The sequence below is a fragment of the Fodinibius sp. GM108 genome (genome assembly GCF_058386985.1).
In genome coordinates this window covers 417,906-440,870 of record NZ_JBYEIR010000004.1, presented here as the reverse complement: position 1 = coordinate 440,870, position 22,965 = coordinate 417,906, and the positions used below count along the sequence as shown (strand labels likewise).

23 protein-coding genes and 1 tRNA gene are annotated in these 22,965 nt (G+C 42.4%); 10 read left to right on the top strand and 14 right to left on the bottom strand.

The annotated features are described in order from the left end of the window. Positions 1-179: 179 nt before the first annotated feature. The 4 genes from ACT3ID_RS10005 to ACT3ID_RS09990 form a co-directional block, all read right to left on the bottom strand. On the bottom strand, positions 180-1,937 hold the full coding sequence (locus tag ACT3ID_RS10005; protein ID WP_491541881.1) for a peptidylprolyl isomerase: 1,758 nt from the start codon (positions 1,935-1,937) through the stop codon (positions 180-182). 183 nt (positions 1,938-2,120) lie between these two features. Next, the gene (locus ACT3ID_RS10000; RefSeq protein ID WP_491541880.1) at positions 2,121-3,050 is read right to left on the bottom strand and encodes an MlaD family protein; all 930 of its coding nucleotides are present in this window, start codon (positions 3,048-3,050) and stop codon (positions 2,121-2,123) included. A gap of 12 nt (positions 3,051-3,062) precedes the next feature. Further along, the gene (locus ACT3ID_RS09995) at positions 3,063-3,803 is read right to left on the bottom strand and encodes an ABC transporter ATP-binding protein (RefSeq protein ID WP_491541879.1); all 741 of its coding nucleotides are present in this window, start codon (positions 3,801-3,803) and stop codon (positions 3,063-3,065) included. Between the two features lie 11 nt (positions 3,804-3,814). Then, the gene (locus ACT3ID_RS09990; protein ID WP_491541878.1) at positions 3,815-4,552 is read right to left on the bottom strand and encodes an MlaE family ABC transporter permease; all 738 of its coding nucleotides are present in this window, start codon (positions 4,550-4,552) and stop codon (positions 3,815-3,817) included. A 121-nt stretch (positions 4,553-4,673) separates the two neighbouring features. Between ACT3ID_RS09990 and ACT3ID_RS09985 the strand changes: the two genes are divergently transcribed. The 6 genes from ACT3ID_RS09985 to ACT3ID_RS09960 all read left to right on the top strand — a co-directional run bounded on the left by ACT3ID_RS09985 (position 4,674) and on the right by ACT3ID_RS09960 (position 10,092). Beyond that, the gene (locus ACT3ID_RS09985) at positions 4,674-5,780 is read left to right on the top strand and encodes a potassium channel family protein (RefSeq protein ID WP_491541877.1); all 1,107 of its coding nucleotides are present in this window, start codon (positions 4,674-4,676) and stop codon (positions 5,778-5,780) included. Then, the gene (gene aroC, locus ACT3ID_RS09980; protein WP_491541876.1) at positions 5,777-6,958 is read left to right on the top strand and encodes a chorismate synthase; all 1,182 of its coding nucleotides are present in this window, start codon (positions 5,777-5,779) and stop codon (positions 6,956-6,958) included. The genes ACT3ID_RS09985 and aroC overlap by 4 nt, the downstream gene beginning before the upstream one ends. A gap of 123 nt (positions 6,959-7,081) precedes the next feature. Next, entirely contained in the window at positions 7,082-7,435 is a 354-nt protein-coding gene (locus ACT3ID_RS09975) for a tetratricopeptide repeat protein (protein WP_491541875.1), read from the top strand. After that, the gene (locus tag ACT3ID_RS09970; RefSeq protein ID WP_491541874.1) at positions 7,425-8,531 is read left to right on the top strand and encodes a LysM peptidoglycan-binding domain-containing protein; all 1,107 of its coding nucleotides are present in this window, start codon (positions 7,425-7,427) and stop codon (positions 8,529-8,531) included. The genes ACT3ID_RS09975 and ACT3ID_RS09970 overlap by 11 nt, the downstream gene beginning before the upstream one ends. Beyond that, the gene (locus ACT3ID_RS09965) at positions 8,528-9,253 is read left to right on the top strand and encodes a CPBP family intramembrane glutamic endopeptidase (RefSeq protein ID WP_491541873.1); all 726 of its coding nucleotides are present in this window, start codon (positions 8,528-8,530) and stop codon (positions 9,251-9,253) included. The genes ACT3ID_RS09970 and ACT3ID_RS09965 overlap by 4 nt, the downstream gene beginning before the upstream one ends. 263 nt (positions 9,254-9,516) lie before the next feature. Beyond that, complete coding sequence (locus tag ACT3ID_RS09960) at positions 9,517-10,092, top strand: sigma-70 family RNA polymerase sigma factor (RefSeq protein ID WP_491541872.1); 576 nt, start codon at positions 9,517-9,519, stop codon at positions 10,090-10,092. Positions 10,093-10,110: 18 nt separating this feature from the next. Here the strand turns inward: ACT3ID_RS09960 and ACT3ID_RS09955 are convergent, their stop codons facing one another. The 5 genes from ACT3ID_RS09955 to ACT3ID_RS09935 all read right to left on the bottom strand — a co-directional run bounded on the left by ACT3ID_RS09955 (position 10,111) and on the right by ACT3ID_RS09935 (position 14,982). Beyond that, positions 10,111-11,427 carry a sensor histidine kinase gene (locus ACT3ID_RS09955; RefSeq protein ID WP_491541871.1) on the bottom strand — a complete coding sequence of 439 codons (1,317 nt, stop codon included), beginning with the start codon at positions 11,425-11,427 and terminating at the stop codon, positions 10,111-10,113. A 138-nt stretch (positions 11,428-11,565) separates the two neighbouring features. Beyond that, positions 11,566-12,828 carry an ATP-dependent Clp protease ATP-binding subunit ClpX gene (gene clpX / locus ACT3ID_RS09950; RefSeq protein ID WP_491541870.1) on the bottom strand — a complete coding sequence of 421 codons (1,263 nt, stop codon included), beginning with the start codon at positions 12,826-12,828 and terminating at the stop codon, positions 11,566-11,568. 24 nt (positions 12,829-12,852) lie between these two features. Continuing rightward, positions 12,853-13,509, bottom strand: a complete 657-nt coding sequence (clpP, locus tag ACT3ID_RS09945) for an ATP-dependent Clp endopeptidase proteolytic subunit ClpP (RefSeq protein ID WP_491541869.1) — start codon at positions 13,507-13,509, stop codon at positions 12,853-12,855. Between the two features lie 51 nt (positions 13,510-13,560). Continuing rightward, complete coding sequence (tig, locus tag ACT3ID_RS09940) at positions 13,561-14,847, bottom strand: trigger factor (RefSeq protein ID WP_491541868.1); 1,287 nt, start codon at positions 14,845-14,847, stop codon at positions 13,561-13,563. A 52-nt stretch (positions 14,848-14,899) separates the two neighbouring features. After that, positions 14,900-14,982, bottom strand: a tRNA-Leu gene (locus ACT3ID_RS09935). Between the two features lie 181 nt (positions 14,983-15,163). On the opposite strand from ACT3ID_RS09935, the gene cutA reads away from it, so the two are divergent. Continuing rightward, positions 15,164-15,523: a divalent-cation tolerance protein CutA gene (gene cutA / locus ACT3ID_RS09930; RefSeq protein ID WP_491541867.1), complete on the top strand. Its 360-nt coding sequence runs from the start codon at positions 15,164-15,166 to the stop codon at positions 15,521-15,523. Positions 15,524-15,622: 99 nt separating this feature from the next. Here cutA and ACT3ID_RS09925 read toward each other — a convergent pair whose 3' ends face one another. Continuing rightward, positions 15,623-16,279 (bottom strand): phosphoadenylyl-sulfate reductase, encoded by a 657-nt coding sequence (locus ACT3ID_RS09925; RefSeq protein ID WP_491541866.1) that lies wholly within the window; start codon positions 16,277-16,279, stop codon positions 15,623-15,625. A 61-nt stretch (positions 16,280-16,340) separates the two neighbouring features. Here ACT3ID_RS09925 and ACT3ID_RS09920 point away from each other — a divergent pair, with 61 nt between their 5' ends. Then, a complete protein-coding gene (locus ACT3ID_RS09920; RefSeq protein WP_491541865.1) occupies positions 16,341-17,105 on the top strand; it encodes an enoyl-CoA hydratase/isomerase family protein in 765 nt (254 codons plus the stop codon). An 87-nt stretch (positions 17,106-17,192) separates the two neighbouring features. On the opposite strand, the gene ACT3ID_RS09915 is transcribed toward ACT3ID_RS09920, so the two are convergent. Then, entirely contained in the window at positions 17,193-18,314 is a 1,122-nt protein-coding gene (locus ACT3ID_RS09915; RefSeq protein ID WP_491541864.1) for a S1C family serine protease, read from the bottom strand. 151 nt (positions 18,315-18,465) lie between these two features. Next, a complete protein-coding gene (locus ACT3ID_RS09910) occupies positions 18,466-19,449 on the bottom strand; it encodes a DHH family phosphoesterase (RefSeq protein WP_491541863.1) in 984 nt (327 codons plus the stop codon). Positions 19,450-19,595: 146 nt separating this feature from the next. On the opposite strand from ACT3ID_RS09910, the gene ACT3ID_RS09905 reads away from it, so the two are divergent. Both ACT3ID_RS09905 and ACT3ID_RS09900 read left to right on the top strand, forming a co-directional pair. Further along, positions 19,596-20,222, top strand: coding sequence for a thiamine diphosphokinase (locus ACT3ID_RS09905; RefSeq protein ID WP_491541862.1), 627 nt, complete (start codon positions 19,596-19,598; stop codon positions 20,220-20,222). Positions 20,223-20,317: 95 nt separating this feature from the next. Beyond that, positions 20,318-21,760: a sodium:solute symporter family protein gene (locus tag ACT3ID_RS09900; RefSeq protein WP_491541861.1), complete on the top strand. Its 1,443-nt coding sequence runs from the start codon at positions 20,318-20,320 to the stop codon at positions 21,758-21,760. A 469-nt stretch (positions 21,761-22,229) separates the two neighbouring features. Here ACT3ID_RS09900 and ACT3ID_RS09895 read toward each other — a convergent pair whose 3' ends face one another. Both ACT3ID_RS09895 and tsaE read right to left on the bottom strand, forming a co-directional pair. Beyond that, the gene (locus ACT3ID_RS09895) at positions 22,230-22,511 is read right to left on the bottom strand and encodes a hypothetical protein (protein ID WP_491541860.1); all 282 of its coding nucleotides are present in this window, start codon (positions 22,509-22,511) and stop codon (positions 22,230-22,232) included. A gap of 18 nt (positions 22,512-22,529) precedes the next feature. Continuing rightward, positions 22,530-22,958: a tRNA (adenosine(37)-N6)-threonylcarbamoyltransferase complex ATPase subunit type 1 TsaE gene (tsaE, locus tag ACT3ID_RS09890; RefSeq protein WP_491541859.1), complete on the bottom strand. Its 429-nt coding sequence runs from the start codon at positions 22,956-22,958 to the stop codon at positions 22,530-22,532. Positions 22,959-22,965 lie beyond the last annotated feature (7 nt).

Sequence of the window (22,965 nt, the reverse complement as noted above, 5' to 3'; positions counted from 1 at the left end):
TGAACTTGATTCAGGATATCTTCAGCATCTGTAAGCAATCGTTCTTCAAAAGCTTCTAATATAACTTCTGCTCAAGACCCTGAAATAAATTCAGGGTAATACGGTTTTTGTAAAAGCCTCGGTAAACAAAAAAGGGCAAGAAGTTGCCTCCTTGCCCCAATAACTTTGATTATAAGCTATTAACCTTGAAGAAGCTGGGCTCGGTTATCTTCAATATCGGCTTCTTCTTTCAGCCTGTCGATCCAGGTATTCATAAACGCCGCACTTTTTTGCTGACGTAACTGTTGGCGGATTCGTTGTTGGTCCGAGGCCGTCATATTTTCAACATTTGCACGCTGCATATTATCAACGCGCACAACAAAAGCCGCTGATGTGCCTTCAATCGGACCAGACTGATCGCCTTCATCAAGGCCAAATACAGCACCAACTACTTTGGGTTCTCTTCCGGCACCCGGGATAGTCGCCTCATCCATCTCAAGAGATTCAGTCATTTGAACTTCTTTTCCTGCCGCCTCGGCCAGTGACTGCAAATCATTATTTTGAGATAGCAAATTATTTATACGATCAACAACTTGCTGCTTGCGCTTATTATTAGTCACAACAGTGCGTATTTGTTCCTTCACTTCTTCAAAATCTTCCGTTCCGGCAGGAGTTATATCGGCAACTTTAACAACTACAATCTGCCCGGAAAGTTCGAGCGGTTCAGAAATAGCTCCTTCATAGGAATTTTCCAGAAAATTCATTATCTGCCGGCTTTCACCAATACCTGATATAAAATTATTCCCTTTAGTGGCGAAAGCTTCTTGAATTTCGAGATCACGTCGCTCTGCCTCATTTTCAAATCCATCTTCTTCTGCATAGAAGCTAAAGTCATCAGCCTCTTTAACACGCTCGTCAATAGTCGCAATCGGATCTGCCTCGATATCCATGCTGAAGGTTACAAACTCTACCTCGTCGGCGTTTTCATCCAACTTTTTAAGCAGATATAATCGCCCCTGATCCTGAATAATATCCGTCACCTCATTAACACCTACATCCAGGACAGGCTTATAAAGTTCTCGAATATCATCTTTGTCTACTCTCTGAACATTATACGGTGTGCTTGATTGATAGCGATTCAGGAACAATGAATCATTCTCTGCAGTAGCAAAATCTGATCGCAGCTCCTCCATCTCCTCAATTGTGCGCAGCGTATCATCACGGGTTGGAGATTTATCAAAGCTTACGTACTGAATACGATAAGATTCTTCACGCTCAAAATCATCCTGGTTGTTGTCATAATATTCCCTGAGGTCAGCATCGGTAACAGAGCTTTCGCTGTCATCTACATCAGCATAAGGGAAACGAACAAAGGAAACGTCCGCTGTAGTATTATTGCGGATATATTCCTGTTCAATCTCATAGCTGCTTACTTCCATTGAAGATTGAATGTAGTTATTCATTTTTTGCTGTCGGCGTTTCTGGCGCATCTGCTGCTCTACCGTAATCCAAAGCTCTCTGTTTTCGGGGGATTCAATAGCCGTTTGCAGAGCAACACGGTCGATCGTACCGTCTTCGTTGCCAAATTGCTGTCGAATAAACGGATCTGGATTTTCGCCGGTAATCATATCAACAACTTCCTGATCCGTTACCTGGATACCCAGATCATCCATTTTCTGCTGCAGAAGTTTGCTGGTCACCACATCTTCCCATGCTTGCTGCTCATATTTTGCACGTACTTCGGGAGTCATCGACTGGCCGGTCTGCTGCGAATACTGCTCGGTATAATACTGTACTCTGCTATTGTATTCATCGAGCGATATCCTTTCACCATTTACTGCGCCAAGCGACTGCGGACCCTGCTGAATAACATCAAAAAAGTTGGTATCTGCAAGCATCCATAAAACACCGAATGAGAAAATAAGCACCCATAAGATAACGCCAGTGCCTTTTCTCATTTTTTCCATTACACCCATAAAAATCCTCGTATCTACGTCTTTAAGTTCAAAGAAATAACAATTCTATCGCTTTCCGATAAGCTTCCAAATATACAAGAAGGCTATGCTAAGAGCAATTTAGCTCATATAGAAATTTAACGTGCCAAAACAAATGAGATTATCCGATAAACATCGAAATTGTTTTTAAAATATTTCGATGAGTCTCATATGCTTAAGATATTTTCTTGGATCCTCATTTATATTTTTAACCAGCGAGTTCATTTCTCCCGACAAATTTTCAAGGTTATCATACAAGGTTGGATCGTTCAGCATTTTTCCCAGACTGCCCTCTCCGTTATTTATTTTAGTCAGTATTTCATTGAGCTCAGCATTGGTCTCCTTCAAATCACGACTCAACGTTTCCAGCTCATTAATAGAACGATCGAGACCAACCATCACAGAATCAACCCGGCTCTTATTACGTGTACTAACGGTATCAATATTAGCCAGAAATCGCTCGGCATGTTCAAGGCTTGATTCTATATCTCCTCGTTTGTTTTCCAGCAGGCTCGAAATATTTTGAGAAGTATTTTGCAGATCCTGGATCACACTGTCAACCTTTCCTTTTGTCTCATCATCGAACAAAGCATTTAGTTGAGCAAGTAAGCCATTGAGCTTCTCAAATGATTCCGAAACATCTTCACTGAGCTGCTCGCCCTCTTCTTTTAATATTTCCATCATCCCGCCACGATATTCAGCTCTTATATAATCGCCATACTCCAATGTTTCTTTAGCATCACCACGCTCCACAACAATCGCTTTTTCATCGAGCAAACCCGATGATTCGAGATAAGCTACAGAATTTCTGGGGATTTCAACGCCAAGATCAAAGCTCATTGTCACTTCCACACTATCGCCGCGCAGCAGCTCTATCCTTTTAACTGAGCCAACTCTTACTCCATTTATATATACCGAATTACCGGGAGTAAGACCATCTGCACGCTCAAAATAGGCGTGTATTACCTGTGACTGACGTAACAAGGGCAGGTCACTCATTATACGATAACCGATAAATCCCACAACAAGGGCTGCCAGAATTGTTAATGCTACTTTTAATTCGTTGCTTATTTTCAAAATATCTCCGGGTTAAATTCTTACTTGATACTCACTTGCAGTTATAAAATCCATTAATTCCTTATTATCGCTACGTCGCATCTCCTCTACTGTTCCGTGCCAACAAAGCCTTTGACTTGCAAGGAATGCTACTTTTTCTGCGATCTCCAGAACACTGTTAATATCGTGGGTTACAACAATAGATGTAATGTTTAAATTTTCTGCTAATGAAATAATTAGTTTATTGATCTCCTCTGATGTCTGGGGATCAAGTCCTGAGGTTGGTTCATCATAAATTAAAAAATCGGGCTGCAGAATAGTAGCCCGCGCCAACGCCACACGGCGGCGCATACCACCACTGAGCTCGGCCGTGGATTTTTCTGCCGTGCCCTTTAGGTTTACTCTCGAAAGAGCCCGATTAACTTTTTCAGTAATTTCTTCTTCAGAAAGATCAGTGAAATAACGAAGTGGGAAGGCTACATTTTCGAATGTATTCAAGGAATCAAACAGAGCCGATCCCTGAAATAATACACCGAATCGCTGGCGCATTTTTCGTAAGGCCACATATTCAAGATCAAATATATTTTTACCATCAATTATAACTTCGCCTGAATCCGGATACATCAGGGCGTTAAGATGCTTTACCAATACTGATTTACCACAACCAGAACGACCTATAATAGCTACTGTTTCTCCATCTTCAATGGAGAAGGAAACATCTTTCCAGATTAGATTTGATCCAAAACTTTTTGTTAGATTGCGTATCTCTATCATCTTATGTGTTATTACAAAAATACAGCGGCTAGTACAAAATCAGCTAATAATACATAAATACAGCTTAAAACAGTAGCCTGTGTAGTGCTGTTACCAACGCCTTCTGCACCACCGGAGGCATAATATCCCTTAAAGCAAGAGACAGAAGTAATTACATATCCGAATACAAACGCTTTCAGGATACCAAAAGTAACATCCCAGGGATAGAAAAACTGTCGCGCCCCCTCCATAAATTCAGCTGGAGGTACGGCTCCCGAAAAATATCCGGCAGTCAGCCCACCCAAAATACCAGATATACTGGCAAAAATATAGAGAATAGGGAACATAATAAGTCCCGAGAGTACCCTTGGCAGCACCAGAAACGAAACAGAATTAAAGCCCATTGATTCAAGAGCATCAATCTGTTCACTGACACGCATTGTACCCAATTCGGTAGCTATTCGCGCACCAACTTTACCTGCCAACACTAAACTCGTTATCACTGCGGCAAGTTCAATAAGCAGTGATTCTGAAGTAATTGCACCTATAATTGATAGTGGAACAAAAGCCAAATCAAGCTGATAGGCTGTTTGTATTGTCATTACCGCACCGGTAAAGACGCCCGTCAACAGAACGATAGGTACCGATTCATAGCCAATCTTGAGCAGCTCATTGATGAGATTTCTTTTGTAAGTGTTAAACTCATACAGCGATCGCAGTGATCGATATAACAGTAAACTGTATTTTCCTAATTTTTCGAGTGCTTCCATATTTTACATTTTGCTAAAATAACGCTGGAAACTATTAAATTTACGCGTCGTTGTCATTTCATACGCTTTGTTTTTTAACCTATATTATGACTTGTAAATAAATGCAGCGGTAGCAACCTTTATGAACCAATTTTACAATGACATTATTGATAGTATTATAGCGCTTCGAATAACCATTGCGCTTATTATTCTAGTCGTTGTTTTTTTGATAGGTTCCATTGGCTATCACTTCATTGAAGGTATGGGATTTTTTGATGGTTTTTATATGACTTTTATAACCATCACCACCATCGGATTCACAGAACTTAAAACTCTCTCTGAGGCAGGACGTGTCCTCACAATGGCCCTTTTCGTCATGGGCATTGGGGTAATATCATACATTGCTTCACAGACTACGCAACTAATATTCGAAAGTGAAATTTTCAGAAGAAGGGCTATGAAAAAACAGCTTGATAAGATGGAACAGCATTATATCGTCGCAGGATATGGCCGTATTGGACACCGTATTGCAGAAGTTTTACAGGATGCTAATATTCCCATTGTTGTAATTGAAAACAGAGAGGACACCATAGAACGCATTCGTGATGACAAGCTGCTGTACGTTGAGGGTAATGCCCAGGATGAATCTGTGCTAAAAGAGGCTGGTGTTGAACGTGCAAAAGGATTGATTTGCACCCTGTCTCGAGACCAAGACAATGTATTTGTGACGCTGATAGGACGTGAATTAAATCCGGATATTTTTATTCTTGTACGAACGAATCAACATCAAAACACTAAGAAAATTCTTCGGGCAGGTGCTAACAAAGTAATCTCTCCTTATGAAATTGGAGCCGACCGTATGGCCAATGTGATATTACGTCCCCACGTTGACCAATTCATGGATCGAATTCTGGGAGGTGCCACACAAGATCATGTATTTGATGAGGTGAAAGTTTTTGAAGGATCGGAGCTAGCGGGCAAAACTCTTTCAGAGGCTGAAATCCGCCAAAAATATTTTGTAGTCATTATTGCTATTATTCCCGACGATAAAGATAAAATCCGTTTCAATCCCGGCCGAGATGACAAAATCAAGGTGGGCGACTCTCTGATAGTTCTCGGTGATGTTGATCGTATTAAACAGTTACGAGAAGAAGGATGCAAGGATTTTAGAACTCTTGAAGAACGAGTCTCCCGACATGAATTTATGAAGCATATTAATTCCCACCAAAACAATACACACTCTGCATGATACGATATTTAACAGCCGGAGAATCGCACGGACCACAATTAACAGGCATCATTGAAGGCGTGCCTGCCGGATTGCCGATCACAGAAGATGAAATTGCCCTGCACCTGGCGCGACGCCAAAAAGGGTACGGTCGGGGCGGACGTATGGCTTTTGAAAAAGACCGCGCCGAAATTTTATCCGGAGTACGATTTGGTAAAACCACTGGTGCACCCATTGCGTTACAAATGCCGAATCGTGCTCATGAAAAAGATGATTCTGACTGGCCGAAAGTGCTGGCCAAAGAAGGCGACGGTGAAGATGTTGAAAAGATCACCGTACCACGGCCCGGCCATGCCGATTTAACGGGTGTGCAAAAATACCGCTATGATGATATACGGCCAGCTATTGAACGATCAAGCGCCCGGGAAACAGCTATGCGGGTGGCCTGCAGCTCTATCGCACGCAAGTTTTTGAAATATTTCGGCATTGAGATAGGCGGACATGTTACCCGCATCGGAAGTGTAGGCTATGAAAATCCTTGGGAAGATGTGCGAGAAATTGTAGACCCTATGCTTGAAAATGGCGCCGAAACTGTTTTTAAAAAATCAGACGAATCGCCGGTGCGTTGCCTTGATAAACAACTAACGCAGGAAATGCGCGATCTCATTATCAAACGGCGCAAAGAAGGGAGCTCACTGGGGGGACATTGGGAAGTGCTGGTAACAGGACTACCCGAAGGTCTTGGCAGTTTTGTGCATTGGGACCGTAAGCTCGGCGGACAAATTGCACAAGCGATCATAGGCACACAAGCCATGAAAGGTGTTGAAATCGGGCAAGGCTTTGAAGCCGGACGTCGGCACGGGCAAACAGTACACGATGAGATTATCTATGAAGATGACACATTTAAACGCCGCTCCAATCGTATGGGGGGGCTCGAAGGCGGTGTAACTACAGGCATGCCGCTTATTGTCCGTGGAGTAATGAAGCCGATCCCGACTATGCTCACTCCTATTGATACGGTCGATATCAAATCCAAAGAAAAGAAAGACACCCGGTACGAACGCTCTGACGTCTGCGCGTTACCTCGCGCTGTTGTGGTTGTGGAAAGCGTCATTGCTCCCGTGCTGGCCAACGCTTTCCTGGAAAAGTACGGCGGTGATTCGATTGAAGAGATTGAAGAACGATATAAAAAGAGCTAAATCTTTAGACAAAGTTCTTATAAAATTTTGTTCCTTGTTATATCTGGTCTTTTTACAGGCTGCATTTTCTTTATCTTATACACGGAACACAAAATACGGTATTGAACTATACGTTAGCGTATTATGAGCAGCAACAAAGCAAAAATTAAACAGCTTGCGCGGCAGATTAAAAACAATCCCGGAGATTCATTCTCAAAGTTTGCCCTGGCTCTTGAATTCAGGAAAGAAGGAGAATTTAAAAAGGCACGGATCTTATTTGAAGATATTCTGACCAGCGATCCGGAATACGTTGGCGTTTATTATCACCTGGGCAAATTGTACGAATCACTGGACCGGGTGGACGATGCTCGTCAACTATATAAAAAGGGAATAGAAATAGCTGATAAGCAAAATGAGAGCCGGACAGAAAAAGAGTTAAAAGAGGCACTGCAACTGTTAACAATGCAAATGGAAGAGAACGAAACTGATGAAACTTAAAATACTCGTTAAGTCTTCAATAGGATTTATAGCTGTATTTCTTTGCCTTATCTCTACCACTAATGCTCAGGAAACCGCTCATAAAGTGGAGAGAGGCGAAACGCTGTTTAGCATTGCCAACCAGTATGATATTAGTGTACAACAACTGAAAGAATGGAACGATATTGATGCTAATAATCTCTCAGTAGGAGATACGCTTGTTATAAAACAACCGGCAAATGAAGAAGGGGTCAAACACACTGTTGAAAAGCAAGAAACCCTTTTTTCCATATCTAAACAGTACAACGTAAGTATTGCTGAAATCAAAGAATGGAATAATTTATCTACAAATAATGTAGAGGTTGGTCAAGAGTTAACCATTTACCCGTCCAGCTCTGCCGAGCGAACTGATCAATCCATTGTAGTTGACAGTCAAACAGAGTCAAATACGTATTACGTGGTTAAAAGTGGTGATTCTTTATACAAAATTGCTCAACAGCATGATATGACAGTGGATGAATTGAAGTCGTTGAACAACCTTTCCGGTAATAATATACGCGTAGGGCAGCAGCTGACAGTGCGTGATGATGCAGCACCGCCATCAGTTGCTAGCTCGGTGGAATCATCACCACAGGGGAAGTTTGTTAATTATAAAATTTCAGATGAACCTATGTCACGGGAAGAGCTGCTGGACAAGTTTCAGATGGATGAAGAGGAGTTCACAGCTTTAAATCCTAATGCTAAAAGTTCTACATTTCAGCCGGGCCGTGAACTTACGGTATTGGTCCCTCCAAGCAGAAACTATCAAAATCCCTATTTATCAAGCAGGAATTTGCAAGATCTCGGTACTGTTGTTGCCTCACAATACAGTTCGAATGAGAAGGCCCAGCCAACTACCAGCGGCGAGCTGTACAATCCCAATGCGCTAACAGCAGCACACTCTAACATCTCACTTGGCTCAGTCATTTATATCGAAAATCCCGAAAATAAAAAAGGAACCTATGTGCGTGTTAACGACCGTATTTCAGGCAATGGGTTAAAACTTTCTGCGGCAGCCTGGAAATTATTAGACTTTAATAGCAGTTCCCCCAAAGTAACCATTTATCAAAATCAATGAACAAGGCGGGCAACTCGATTAAGAAGTATTTTTCAACTACTCATTCATTACTTTACAGCTATCTGATTAGCCTGCCCCTTCTTCTGCTGTATGAGGCGCTGATATATCTTTCTCAACCAGATACTGAACAGGCCGTTCGCATTTCGGTAGATATTTGGATTAAATGGCTGTTTGCTTTCTTGGGAAGGGATATCGTATCAATCACCTTGATTTTCGCAGCCTTAATTGGCTTGGTAATTATATATCGCGAGCGGCACCGGCTTTCCAGTCTAAAGTTGAGTTATTTCTTTACGATGCTCATCGAAGCTTCAATTTATGCTTTTGTACTGGGTATTTTAATCACTTCTGTTATAACCGGCCTCTTGCAAATGATGCAGACAACATCGGTTGAAGCATTATCAACAGGTCAACAGCTTGCTCTTTCACTGGGAGCCGGACTTTATGAAGAACTGTTCTTTCGTGTTATCCTGGTCTCCCTTCTGCTATTCATTTTCAAAAAGCTTTTTACAAAGAAATATTTAGCTTTTGGAATGGCAATGGTTATTGCTGCCGCTATATTTAGCTTCGTCCATTATATCGGTGCTTACGGTGATTCCTTTACGATCGGATCATTTCTATTTCGCTTTCTTTTTGGATTGGCACTCAATGCCGTATACATTTGGCGCGGATTTGGTATTGCCGCGTGGACGCACGCTATTTACGATCTAATCGTTATCCTTTGACACTTTTTTTAGAAGATCATCCTATCTTTACGATGAGTTCATATTACCTTCCTAAATTAGTTCAACATCAACATATGTATTGCCTATGACCCTGATCAGTTAAAGTGATTAAATATTTATAAGCTAAATTGATATACTTTTTTTGTTAAATTTTAATATTTGGAAACAAAAGCAGTCGAGATTCGATAAGAATAAATCGACAGTTTAATAGTTATACGTAATACAGAAATTATTTCCTTGCAAAAAACTTGCGAACCAACGGGATGGCCGAATTAACCAAAGAAGAAGTTAAAAAACAGGAAGATTTCGAAGAAGAAATTATTCCTCATCTGGATGCAATGTACAACTTTGCACTCCGCCTTACTTCAGATCCCAGTGATGCTGAAGACCTCGTGCAAGATACTATTGTAAAAGCATTTCGATTCTTCAGCAGTTATGAGAAGGGTACGAACGCAAAGGCATGGCTATTCCGGATCCTGAAAAACTCTTACATCAACAATTACAGGAAAAAGTCGAAACAACCCAACCAAGTAGACTACGATGAAGTTTCGACATTCTATGAAACAATTCGGGCTGAACGAACTGATACTTCCGACCTCGAAGATAAGATGTTCAGGGATCTTATTGATGATGATATTTCTCAAGCCCTTGAAGAACTGCCCGAGGATTTTAGAACAGTTGTGTTGCTTTGCGACGTTGAAGGGTTTACCTATGAAGAGATCGCCAATATGCTGGATGTTCCTATCGGTACCATTCGTTCGCGGCTCCACAGAGGACGTAATCTCTTAAAAGCACAGCTCAAGGAATATGCCGAAAAAAGAGGTTATCAACCTGATTAATTAAATTAGAATTGAATATCAGGCTTCGGCCGACTGCCTTTTAGCTTGGCCTGCTTCAGGTTCTGCTGCATTTAAAACAATACGCATCGTAGTACCTTTACCCAGTTCAGAATGGAGAATCATTAGTTTGCCGTTGTGGTATTCCTCAATAATCCGCTTGGTCAGGCTTAACCCCAAACCCCATCCCCTGTTTTTCGTACTATAACCAGGCTTGAATATTTCGCTCTGATACTTTTTTTCAATCCCCGTCCCCGAATCGGTAATATCTATATACACCTCGTTTTCTTTACGGTGCAATTTTACAGAAACATAAGCCTTTCTTGCCGTAGATTTAATGGCATCCATCGCATTTTTAATAAGATTTTCTAATGCCCACTGAAACAGGTCAGGATTTACGCGGGCCTGTATACTGGAATCCATCTTGCGCAAAACGTCTACATTTTTACCCAACTGGGGCAGCCGCTGTTCCATATAATCTACAACTTGATCCAGAATAGGCTTCAGCTTTTGTATATTCAGCTCTGGTTCTGATCCTATTTTATTAAATCGCTCGGCTACATCGCGCAGGCGCGTGATATCGTTTTCCAGCTCATTGCAAATCCGCTGCGTAAAATCATCATCTTTTTCATCCCGCAATAATTCTACCCACCCGTATAAACTGGATAACGGCGTTCCCAGCTGATGTGCAGCTTCTTTTGTCATTCCCACCCATAAATTCGACCGTTCAGACTTTGTGATTGCCCGATAGCTGATGTATCCAATTCCCAGCAAAAGAGCCAACAAACTTAGCTGAATAAAAGGAAAATAGCGCAGGTAACGAACCGTAGGGCTTTCACCATAATACACATACTGTGTTTGGGAATAATCTTCATCACCCAACTTTATTTCAATGGGATCATGCATAGAGGCGTATCGCTCGATCAAGTCTTTATTCAACGGTTCATCTACATGATTAGCATGAATGATTTCGTCCCGCTCATCAACAATAATGCGTGGTACCTGAAAACGCTCCTCACTCAGCACAATCTCTTGCGTCACAAAAGTTTGTGATGCCCGATCGGCCTCGGCTTCTTCAATCAAATTAATGACACTATCTGGTACGGCAGTATTCTGACGCAAATAGTTAGAGGCAAATAGCAAGTTATGACTGATCTCCTCTTGCAGCGGATTACTGGTATATTCAATGGCTTTGGCCCACAACTCAACGCCCGACCGCTCCTGAGTAAGGATACGGTTTATCAGGTATTGATTATAAGCAAATGAGCCTATCCCCAACAAGATCAAGAAAACAATCAGGAAAATATTTATTCTATTGGATGTCAGATGAATCTTCATAATGACAAATATAAATCATAAGAAGTATTTCTATACTATATTCAGCTTGTACATTTTACAAAATAAAAAAGGCATCACCGAATGGTGATGCCTTTTCTGAAATCAATTTCAGAGTTTTGAGCTATCAGTTTTCCTTTATTAGGCTGATGCCTTTCGCTTTTCATAAACCGGCGGAGCATCGTCAGCTATGGTTTCACGGGTGATAACGCAACGTTCAATGTTATCCATCGATGGCAGGGTAAACATTATATCCAGCATCGACGACTCCATAATAGATCGGAGACCGCGCGCACCGGTTCCTCGTTCGAGTGCCTTTTCAACGATTATTTCGAGCGCATCTTCTTCAAAGACAAGCTCTACCCCTTCCATCTGGAACAGCTTTTTATACTGCTTGGTCAATGCATTTTTGGGTTGAAGAAGGATTTCAATCATTGCGTCTTTAGATAGCTGATGCAATCCTGAAATTACAGGCAGGCGACCGATAAGCTCCGGAATCAATCCATAACGCTGCAGGTCCTGCGCCTCCACATAGGTGAAAATATCAGGATCATCTTTGTCAAACGTCACCTGTTCTTCGGAATGAAATCCTAACGAACTGGACGAAAGGCGCTTAGCGATAATCTGCTCAAGACCGCTAAAAGCTCCTCCGCAAATAAACAGAATGTTTGAAGTATCTACCTGAATAAAATTCTGCTCGGGGTGTTTACGTCCACCTTTGGGAGGGATATTGGCAGTTGTGCCTTCCAAAATTTTAAGCAGTGCCTGCTGTACACCTTCTCCCGATACATCGCGCGTAATTGACGGATTATCACTTTTCCGCGCAACCTTATCTACCTCGTCGATATACACAATACCGCGTTTGGCTTGTTCAACATCGTAATCGGCAGACTGCAACAGGCTTGAGAGAATACTTTCCACATCTTCCCCTACATACCCGGCCTCCGTAAGCACAGTGGCATCGGCTATAGTAAAAGGCACGTCGATAATATTGGCCATAGTACGTGCTAATAACGTTTTACCACAGCCAGTAGGACCTAACAGGATAATATTGCTCTTCTCAATTTCTGTATCGTCAAATTCATCCTCGATTTCCGAACTGATGCGTTTGTAGTGATTATATACAGCAACAGAAAGCGTTTTTTTCGCCTGTTCCTGACCAATTACATATTCATCAAGACGTGATTTGATCTCGGCCGGCTTTTGCAGAGGCTTGTACTTCTTATCTCTTTGTTTGGACATCGAAGCCAGATCGCTCTTTACAATTCCAGACGCGTCATCTACACAGCGATCACAGATATACACATCGTTGGGACCGGCGACCATACTATTGACTTCATGGCTCGATCGTCCGCAAAACGAGCAGTGAATTGTTTTATCGTCGTTATTTTCTTGGTCGCTCATTATCTACTGTAATTTTCTTGGAAATTATTTCTCGTTTTTCCGCTTCATAATATTATCAACCAAACCGTAATCCAGTGCTTCCTCGGCTGCCATCCACTTGTTACGGTCGGAATCTTCCATAACCTGCTCAACTGATTTTCCACTGTGTTCAGCAAGAATAGAGCTAATCAACTTTTTGATGCGCAGAATCTCTTGCGCCTCTATTTCAATATCACTGGCTTGCCCGCGCACACCGCCGAGAGGCTGATGAATCATTACGCGGGAGTTAGGCAGCAAATTACGTTTACCGCTCGCTCCTCCTGCCAATAATACAGCCGCCATTGACGCTGCCATTCCCACACAGGTAGTAGCAACATCACATTTCACATACTGCATTGTATCATACACAGCAAAACCAGACGACACAACACCGCCAGGGCTGTTTATGTACAGATTTATATCTTTTTCCGGGTCTTCAGATTCCAAATAGAGCATCTGTGCTACTAACGAGCTGGCAACAGCATCATTAACAGGAGTTCCCAGAAAAATTACCCGATCTTTGAGCAAGCGCGAATAAATATCAAACGCACGCTCACCCCGTTCGGTCTTCTCGACCACCATCGGGACTAAATTGTTATTTTGAGGACGGGTAAAGTTACCGTCTTCGTCTTTTGGTGCTTCGTATAATGGTTGCTTTTCCATAAAATTTATAGAGGATAATAATTTTTTGGTGACAAATATTGATTTCAGGCCTTATGCCTGGAGATTCTCATCGTGCTTTTCCTGATAGGTTTCCTTGTCAATCTCGTTAATCTTCACTTCGTCTTTAAGTCTATCAAAGACTTTGTCTTCACGAATACTGTTCCGCAGACTTTCAAGCTGTTGCGGATTTTGTGCAAACATATTGCGCATCTGATCCACTTCTATACCATAACGAGAAGCCTCGGCTTCTAAGTATTCATCTATATCTTCGGGTTTTATCTCGATATCCTCAAATTTTTCTTGCAGCTTTTCATTCAGGAAAAACCATTTTGCATCACGGATTGCCCGATCTTCCATATTTTCCTTGTATTCTTCCTCATCAAAATCGGGCGGAAGCTGTCCCTGTGATTGCTGCTTTACACGTTCTACATACTGATTCTGAACTTGCTTTTTGAATACTTCTGGTACTTCGAAATCATGTTTTTCAACAAGCGAATCGATGATATCGTTCTTAAATAAATCATCAGAAGACTGATCGTACTGGTCCTGTATACGACTTTTGATCAGACTTTTAAGTTCATCGACATTTTTGGCCTCATCATTAGACGCTTTCTTGGCAAACTCATCGGTAAGATTAGCTTTATGCAGCTTTTCCACTTTTTCCACTTCCAGCTGAAAGCTATGTGTGTGATCTTCATGACCAATCTCAACATCTACTTTATCACCAACTTCGTGACCGATTAAGTCATCGCGAAACTGCTCTGATTCTTGTTTGGTCAGATCAATAGTTTCTTCAGCCTTATTCTCCTCATCCGGCTCTCCATCATCATCAAGAGGAATTGCATCAACGGTAACACGACTGTTTTCGGTAATTTCTTCCTCAACGACTTCCCAGTTACCCTGCTGCTTGAGCTGACGATCGAGCTCTTCTTCAACTTCTTCATCAGAAACATCATGCACCAGTCGATCTACCTCGATCTCGCTGAGATCTGCAAGCTCAAATTCCGGACGTGCACCAATTTTAAATTTGGCTTCAAGCTCATCGTCCTCCCAATTAAGGTCAGTCATTTCGCTTTCACCCACAGGATCATATTCAGGAACAACTTTTTCTTCGAATACTTCCTGAACGTATTTACTTACTTCCTCCTGTTCGATTTCATCCCCGAAACGCTTCCGAATAATTTTTATGGGAACTTTGCCGGGTCTAAAGCCAGGCATATTTATCTGACCACGATACTTCTTGTAGGCCTCTTTAAACTTCGGCTCCAGATCTTCACGATTAGCCGAAATAATTAATTCTTTGTCTACAGAGGTTATATCATTAATAGTTATTTCCACAGAGTTACTCCAAATGGTGTTTTAATTAAAACGGTAAGAATGATTTATAGTGTACGAGAGGGGGGACTCGAACCCCCACGCCTGAAAGGCACTAGATCCTAAATCTAGCGCGTCTACCAATTCCGCCACTCTCGCAGATATTTTTCAACTCAGTTAAAGTGTATACTACTGGATTTTCAGAGCCACGAAAACTACGGCTTTTTTACTCAGTTATCAACATTAAACCTTTGTTAAAACTCATTATTGCTAGGAGTCATTTCATGATTTTTGTAGATTTCAGTGTTTATTGAAACCAAGAAAACGAATTTATCCGTTCATGTTTTATAACCTCCGTCTCGTTTATATTACCACCAAAGACAAGAAAGAAGCTAAATCCATTGGCACAAAACTGGTTAAGGAAAAATTAGCTGCTTGTGTCAATATTATTGACGGCATGGAATCGATCTACCGCTGGGAAGGTGAAATTGTGGAAGATAAGGAAGCTATTCTGATTGCCAAGACTCCATACCACAATGTGAAGGATCTGACTGAACGCGTCAAAGAACTGCACAGCTACGATTGTCCCTGCATTATATCGCTGCAACTAACAGAACAGGAGGGTAATGAAGAGTATCAGCAGTGGCTTCTCAAAAATTCTAAAAAACAGACGATCGATTACGAAATTGAGGATATGTAGGATTTAGGATATGAGGAAATAAGGGTATAAGGAAGTTGTGCTGCCTCTGATCCATATAACCTTATATCCCTATTCCCCAATACCCGTATTTCAAAAAATCTAGCGATGCAGACCGCACTCAGTTTTCGACAAATTACTCCAACGGCCCTCGCGTCCTGCCCCCTTCACGGTACAGTGCGTACATCCCACAGAGTGATATCCTTTTTCTTTTAAGGGATGTTCGGGCAAGCTGTGAACTTCGATATATTCTTCAACCAATGAGGTATTCCAGTCGATAAGCGGATAAAACTTGAGCAGTTCGTTATCATCATCCATGATATTGAGGGTATTTCGATGCTGATTTTGGAATCCTATCAATCCCGACATCCAGACTTTATACTGATCTTTTATGCGGTCGAGCGGTTCAACCTTGTTGATTTCACAGCATCGATCCGGATTCTCTTGCCAAAGCTCCTCGTTGTGTGTCATTGCATGTTGACCGGGATCAGGTCTCAAATCGATGACATTTAAACCCAACAGGCGTGTCATTCGCTCTTTATAGGCAATCGTCTCCTCAAAATGATATCCCGTATCAATAAAATAGATCGGACACTCGGGCTTAATACGACTTACCAGATGCAGTATAACTGCTGAGGTTGTGCCGAACGAAGATGTCACCAATACATCCCTGAATGAGTTAAAAACTTGAGCTACCCGGGCATCCACAATCTTTGCGGAAAGCGACCGATTTATTTTTTCTTTATTAACGAGATACATATAGATTGATTTTTTATTAACCAATTCCCGTAAATCTTTTTAATTGCAACACAATCTAACAGTGAGTGTACTAAAAGTCGAACAAAAAAATCATATCTGTCAAGTAACTGTTCACCGGCCCAAATCTCACAATGCCGTCAACTTTGCAGTGATGGAGGAGATGGAAAATTTACTGGATGAAATAGAGCAAGATGAAAACATGCGTTGTCTCATCTTAACTGGTGGAGGCGATAAAACTTTTCTTTCCGGCGGTGACCTTCAGGAGTTCCATACTATCAAAACTGCCGAAAAAGCTAAGTCCATGGCACGACGGATGCTTTCGATTCTCGCACGGATTGAAAAACTGCCCTGCTGGACAATCGCCTCTGTGAATGGCTCGGTATATGGCGGCGGTTGTGAAATCATGCTCGCCTTCGATTTTTGCATCGCCTCATCAGATGCAGAGTTTGGTTTTACTCAGGCAAAATTTTATTTGCCGCCCGGCTGGGGCGGGCTGACACGTCTTGTCGAAAAAGTTGGTCGATCGACAGCTCTTCGCTGGCTGGCTGAAGCAAAAATGATAAGTGCACAATCAGCACTTGAACACAAACTTATCGATCGTGTTGCAAATAATGATGAGCTGAATAATGAAACCTGGGGTTGGGCTCAAGACCTTACTAAAAATGACCGTTCATTTATTAAAAATCTAAAAAAAGGTGCTATGCGAATTACCGAAACCCGATGGAAGGCAATAAATGCTGAACTCGACTCATTCGCCGAATTCTGGGAGAGCGATCTGCATCAGCAGCGGGTGGCAATATTTTTGGATAGGAAAAATAGGAATTAGAGGTATGAGGATATAAGGGTATAAGGTATAAGGATTAGAGACGGCATGATTTATTTCCCTATAACCATATTTCCCTATAACCAATAATCATTCCCTCACCTTTTTGCGCAGGTACATCTTTGTTTCATAGCGGTCGCCTTTGCGGAAAAGTTCTACGCGCATGGAATCTCCCTCATTAAATTCCCGGAGCAGCGCCTGTGCGTGCATCTTGCTCTGTACACGCTCTTCACCAATTTTGAGAATGATATCACCCGGAACTATTCCTGCTTCAAAGGCCGGTCCATCACGATTTACGCCTTTAACCAATAATCCCCGCACGGCAGGTAAGTTATACTGTGCCGCCAGCTGATACGTCATTTCTACAGTACTGAATCCCGGATCGTAGGAAAGTTCAACTTCACCGGATGATACCAGCTGCTGAATAATTTGCTGGACGCGATTGCTGGGAATGGCAAAACCAAGTCCTACAAAACCACTGCTTGTTCCACCGGTAAAGATAAAGGTATTTACGCCGATCACTTTACCCTCGCTGTCAACAAGCGGTCCACCCGAATTGCCTCTGTTGATCGCCGCATCAGTCTGTATCATATCAATATAGACGCGCGGCTCATTGGGGTTGGGACGGAAATCACGATTTAAAGCACTTATAACCCCTACCGTTACGGAAGGTTTAGCCGACTCAAACAACCCGAACGGATTGCCCACAGCCAGCGACCATTCCCCTACCAGCACACTGTCAGAATTCCCAAATTCGACAGCAGGAAATTCACGATCGGCTTTTATCCTTAGCAGGGCCAAATCAGCCAGCTCATCAGAACCCAGTACTTCGGCATCATATTGTGACCCGTCAGAAAGTGAAACCACAACCTTTTTTGCATTTTCGTTTGCCACGTGTTGATTTGTTACCACCAATCCTTCCTCATTGATGATAAATCCTGATCCCATACTGCTAACCTCGCGTTCGGTAGGGACGGAAAAGAATCGATTGTAAAACTCATCAAAAGCAAGCCGACGTCCCCCCTGCACCATTTCAGTTACGGTGATGCTCACTACTGCCGGACTTACTTTTTCAACGGCTCGAGTAATGGCGGTCCGCCGACTATCACTGATTTGAGCATTGGCATTTTGCTGCTGAGTAGCAATGGCGGGAGATTCCTTTACAGGATCTAAATTCGAAGGCTCCACCGTATCCTCAATAACTTGAGACATAGTAGCCCCCAGAGCCCGGTTTATCTTATTTTCCTCCGAAAGTTCAGGTTGGTTTTTTTCATCTAAACAGCTAATAAAGGTTAAGCTGACAGCTAGGAAAACCGCTACTGTAAGAACGGGGCTCTTGAGCATCAGAAATGACTTATTTTTGTTACGACTTATCCACACTTACCAGCTGTTTTGATCCAATTTCTACCAAATCTTCGATTGCTTTCTCAAGCGGTCCCGGATGCCATGCACCGGATGCTTTTTTGTGGCCGCCGCCGCCTATTTCACGAGCCCATTCGTTTACATTCACATCATTACTCTTTGAACGAAGACTCATTTTGACGCCGTCGCCAAGCGCTTTAAAAAGAATAGCAGCTTTAATGCCTGTAACGCTTAGCGGATAAGCTACAAAGCCTTCACAATCGTCATTGGTAGTATTTGTCTCTTCCAGCATTTCTTTGGTAACGTACATAATGGCAATCTGATTGTCCTCAAATAATTCTATTGTGCTCATTGCTTTACTAAGCAAGTGAAGCTGATTTAATGTTTTATTTGAGAACACTTTTTCGGCCACTTCATTGGGACGAAAATCGCCAAGCCTCAATAACTCCGAAGCGATATTCATCGTCTCAGGCGTTACGCTATCATACTGAAGCGATCCTGTATCAGTCAAGATACCGGTATACAGTGCTTTGGCAGCTTTTTCATCAACCTGGGAAATATCATTTTGCAGGAAGAGATGAAATATCAGCTCACAAGTTGAGGAGGCATCTTCAACAGAAATACTGAGATCGAACCCGTCGTGGGGATCAGGATGATGATCAACCATAAAGGTAGGTTTCGGATCATCCTGAATATAATCGGAGAAACTGCCAAATCGTTTGGGCGAATTACCATCTAAAAGCACAAAAGCATCGCATTTTTTTAGCGCTTTTTCTTTTGGTTTTTGGATAGGAAAATACTCTGCCATCCATTGTAGATTCAGCGGCACATCATCATCGTTAAATGCATAAGCGTTGATGTCGTTCCTCTCCAACCATAAGCAGGTTGCAACCTGTGCACCAATACAATCACCGTCGGGGCGGATGTGAGAAAATACCCCCACCGTGTCAAACTGCTTTAATTTTTTGATAAGTTTTTCAAACATAACAACGAATTACCGCGAAAAATAAGCTTAATAAAATGGTATATAGCTGTGAAGAAAGCAATATTTTTTTCAGGGTAAAATCTTAATCCTTTTTATCGTATCATAATAGTTGAATTGGCCTTAAATCGTTCCAAAAAGGGTTCTTTATGAAAAAGGTGCTCATACTTTGCAACGGAAAACCTCCAACGGAAGATCTGTTCCAAAAATATCGAGCGAGCGCAGATTACTTTATTGCAGCCGATGGCGGAGGAAATATTGCCCTTCAATTCAATGCCACACCGGATGCTGTCGTAGGCGACCTGGATAGTTTTCAGGGTCTCGATACCGCGTCATTCGAAATTATTTTTCGTCCCGACCAGGAAACAAACGATCTGGAAAAAGCGCTCGACCTTGCTCATAAAGAGCAGTGTACACATGTCAGCATTCTTGGTGCCACTGGATTACGTCTCGATCAAACCCTCAAAAACCTCTCTGTTCTCAAACAGTACGATGAAAAGTTCGAGGAACTGAGAATCATTGATAATTACGGAGAGATCCGCCTGCTCGAAACACCTTTTGAAGAAGATATTGAAGTAGGTACACAAATATCTCTGTTTCCGCTTTCGGGCAAAGTATCGGGCATTACAACGATCGGATTAAAATATCCTCTCAAAAATGAAGCACTGGAAAATGGCGTTCGTGACGGTTCTTCCAATGAAGTCATTAAAAATCCTGTGAAAATAACGCACAAGAGCGGCGATTTGCTCCTGTTCGTGGCCCGAGAAGCGCGTTGAACCCTTTCCAATTTCGGAATATCTTTAACCCATATTTTTCAAAAGTATGTATGGTGAGAAACGCGGATTAACTCAATTTGAAAAAAATCTGACTTTTGACTGAACTTGAATTTACGCTGCTCGACTGGGGAATAATTGCCCTCTACTTTTGCCTGCTCGTGTATCTTACCTGGGAGCGCGACTGGGAGCATCTGGATGAAGAATCATTTTTGCTTTCCGGGCGAAAGATGAGTCTGCCTGCTTTCGTTGCCACTCTTGTCTCGACATGGTACGGCGGCATTCTTGGCATTGGCGAATACAGCTATCAAAACGGGATTTCTACCTGGCTAATACTGGGATTCCCCTTTTACGTTTTTTCTGCCCTTTTTGCCTGGCTGCTGGCCGGTAAAATCAGAATGAACAAAGCACTTTCTCTGCCCGAAGCTGTAGGTAACTTCTATGGGGATACGGCGGGGCGTTTTTCTGCCATACCTATTTTCATTCTCGTAAGCCCGGCGCCCTATATCTTAATGCTTGGACTGATCTTTCAATATTTAACCGGCGGCGGGGGTGATTTCCTATGGTATGCCAGTGGTGTGGCATTATTCTCCGTAGCATACGTAACGTTCGGCGGGTTCAATGCTGTCGTCCATACCGACATGCTGCAAATAGCCCTCATGTTCGGAGGTTTTATTGCTCTTATCTGGTTTGCCGGCACAGAAACAGGGGGACTCGACAGCCTGTGGCAATCTGTACCGGATGATTTTCGTGATATTACCGGTGGGGAAAGCCTTCAATACATTCTCGTCTGGTTTTTTATCGCCTTGTGGACCTTTGTGGATCCGAGCTTTCACCAGCGCGCCGCAGCAGCCAAAAATCCCAATACAGCCAAGCGAGGCATTTTCGTTTCCATTGTGCTGTGGTCGATTTTTGATTTCCTTACCATTTTCAGCGGAATGTACGGATGGGCTATTCTCGGTCCCGAGATAGCAGAACCAATCATGGTATATCCCTATCTTGCCAATGAAATACTGCCGATTGGGTTAAAGGGATTGTTCTTTGTAGCACTACTGGCTACAATCATGTCTACATTAGACAGTTACTTGTTTTTATCGGGACAAACGCTCGGACGAGATCTGTTGGTTAAATTCTTTCCCGATACTGAAAACAACACTTTGACGCGCATCAGCACGTTGATAGCTGCCATAATCGGCATCTTACTAATCATCATGTACCCGAGCGTTATTGATTTATGGTATGTGATTGGTTCTGTAATGATTCCCGGACTGCTAGTTCCGGTATTGGGCGTTTACCTCAAGTTCTTTTCCCTTCGAAAACAATGGGTATTACCCACTATGGTTGGCAGTACTGCTGTTTCGCTGGGCTGGCTGATCCTGGGCACTATCACCAGCGAGGGGACTTACGATTATACCTATCTGGGCGTAGAGCCATTCTATCCGGGCTTGGCGGTGAGTATTATTTTGTGGATGATCGGGCGCCGAAGAAATGGGGAATTGCTAGAAGAAACAGAATTCATCAAAGACGAGGAATTTAAATGAACCGCAGAATAATGAACTAAGAATTATGAATTTCGAAATTCCACAGTTCGGGATCGGAATTCCTTGAAATATTTTTTGAAAATCATTTCGTGCCCCTCCCCAATCTTTCGGTGTCGAAGTCAATTTTTGAAAAAAGTGAACCACAGAGTTGCGCAGAGGATTATACAGAGGGGCATAGAAAATCAGCTCTGCGATTTTCTATGATTCCTATGCGGTAATGGTAATTCTCCCCTTATCAAGTATTATATGTGAACCTCAGTCTAGTTCGGAAGTTCGACTCCCTCACAACTAGTCTAATGAAAAATGCGTTGTGAATGGGATCTACTTTCGAACAGATGAATGGGTTTGCTTAAAAGGCACAAGCGGCGCTTGCGCTAGTGTTGGATGAAGCAAGATAGCAACCGCAGATAATGAACAAGGAAATATGAATTTCAAAATTCGGTATTCCTTGTTCTCTATTCAATATTCCCTACGTGCTTTTAAGGATGTGCCCGAGGTTCAGCTTGTGGATAGGAATCAAGTACTTTCTTGCCATAGCATCTTTCTGGATATTCAAAATGCCCGTGCCTCGAAAATCAACAATGCAATATCCTTCAAAAGACTTTACCACTTCACCGATCCCATAATACTCCGGACACGGTCCGTAGTAAACCAGATCTCCATGCTGGATATTATTATCCGCCCTTCGGTTATACGGATAAATAACCGGCAGCCGGTCAAGTCGATATGAGAGTCTTTTCTTTGTTGCCATGGTTCTTAATATACAGGATTACGATACTTTTTTTCTAATGACAAATTTTCGGGATTTCTTGTCAGTAGCTTCAATAGAAATCCAGATAGCTTCAGGGGGTATGAGAGACTCAATTCGCTCCGGCCATTCAATTACGCAGATGCCATTTCCATAAAAATATTCTTCAGCTCCAATTTCGAGCGCTTCCCGCGGAGATTCCATCCGGTAGCAGTCAAAATGATAGAGCTGACGGTCTCCCAGGTATTCATTAATGAGCGTAAACGTGGGAGATTGCACTTCGTTGCTGTCTATTCCCAATCCTTCAGCCATGCCCTTGACAAAATGAGTTTTACCAGCGCCCAGCTCTCCCTTTAAGCAGACTATAGCTCCGGCATCCAGATCGCCTGCAAGCTTTTTTCCCAGAGCAATCGTTTCTTCTGGGGTATTAGTCGTAAATTCCTTCTGCATGATAACT